At 41.2% G+C, this 1,310-nt stretch carries 1 protein-coding gene and 1 other annotated feature; the gene reads left to right on the top strand.

Annotation, left to right across the window (positions count from 1 at the left end; genetic code table 11):
* Positions 1-50: 50 nt before the first annotated feature.
* A protein-coding gene (locus tag ACSC97_RS18100; protein WP_111934455.1) for an IS3 family transposase occupies positions 51-1,270 on the top strand; the annotation gives its coding sequence in 2 pieces (ribosomal slippage) (positions 51-327 and positions 327-1,270; 1,221 coding nt in all).
* Positions 326-442, top strand: a sequence feature (AL1L pseudoknot). (Overlaps the previous gene by 117 nt.)
* Positions 1,271-1,310 lie beyond the last annotated feature (40 nt).

Here is a 1,310-nt window from a genome sequence, read left to right as displayed (position 1 = left end):
TGAACCGTACCGGGTTTGTCGGAGAGTCAATATTCTGAGAGACTATCCCGATGACAAAATTAAAATATACCCCTGAAATCAGAGAAAGAGCGGTTCAATTATTGATTGAATCTGAAAAAGATTATCCATCGAATTGGGCAGCAGTTTCCGCAATTGCTCCTAAAATTGGCTGTACTCCTGAAACACTACGTGTTTGGTATCAAAAATATTTAGATAAACAAAATCCAGTTAAAGTACAGCAGCTTTCAGACCAAGAACGTATCAAACAACTCGAACGCGAAAATAAAGAACTGCAACGCGCCAATGAGATTCTACGTAAAGCAGCCGCTTTTTTCGCCCAGGCGGAGCTCGACCGCCCACACAAATAATGGTGGATTTTATCCATAATAATAAAGAGCTGTACGGAGTCGAGGCGATTTGTAGAATTTTACCGATCGCACCTTCAACCTATTACCGGACTTTAGATCTCACAGTAAATCCAGAACATCGAGCGAAACGAGATTTACATGACTTGCATCATGCTGAGGAGATTAAGCGAATTTGGAAAGAAAGTTCAGGTCGATACGGTGTGCGTAAGGTCTGGCAACAACTGAAACGTGAAGGCTATGTGATTGCACGTTGTACAGTTGCTCGATTGATGCAGAAGCTAGGTATACAAGGTATTTGGCGTGGTAAGAATAAACAAACTACCCGTAGCCGAGATGACCAAAAACGGGCAGATGATTTAGTGAAACGTAATTTTAATGCTGATCATCCAAACCAACTATGGGTGGGTGACTTTACCTATATTCAAACTCATTCAGGCTGGGTATATACCGCATTTGTTATTGACGTGTTCTCACGAGCAATTGTTGGATGGAAAGTATCTACACGGATGAATACAGATATGGTGCTCGATGCATTGGAGCAAGCATTGCACGATCGAGGTATGCCTAAGAATGTGATTCATCATTCAGATAGAGGTGTTCAATATCTTTCTATTCGCTATACCAATCGTTTAGAAGCAGCAAATTTACGAGCATCAGTCGGTACGACAGGTGATTCATACGATAATGCTTTGGCTGAAACGGTGAATGGCTTATACAAAACAGAGGTGATTGAATATTTAAAAGCAGATTGGCAAGGTTTAGCAGATGTACAACTTGCGACACTAAACTGGGTAGATTGGTTCAATAAAAAGCGTGTACACAGTGCACTGGGTTATGTGTCGCCTTTTGAGTTTGAAGCAATGTACTATGATAAGATTAACCCGTTAGGTCAGGTGGCCTAACTTAAATAAAAAAGTCTCCGACAAACCCGGTACGGTTCAA

The sequence above is a fragment of the Acinetobacter sp. P1(2025) genome (assembly GCF_051390655.1).
GTDB classification, from domain to species: domain Bacteria; phylum Pseudomonadota; class Gammaproteobacteria; order Pseudomonadales; family Moraxellaceae; genus Acinetobacter; species Acinetobacter junii.
Note: the sequence above shows the minus strand (reverse complement) of the source record. Positions and strands in the feature narration are given on the sequence as shown.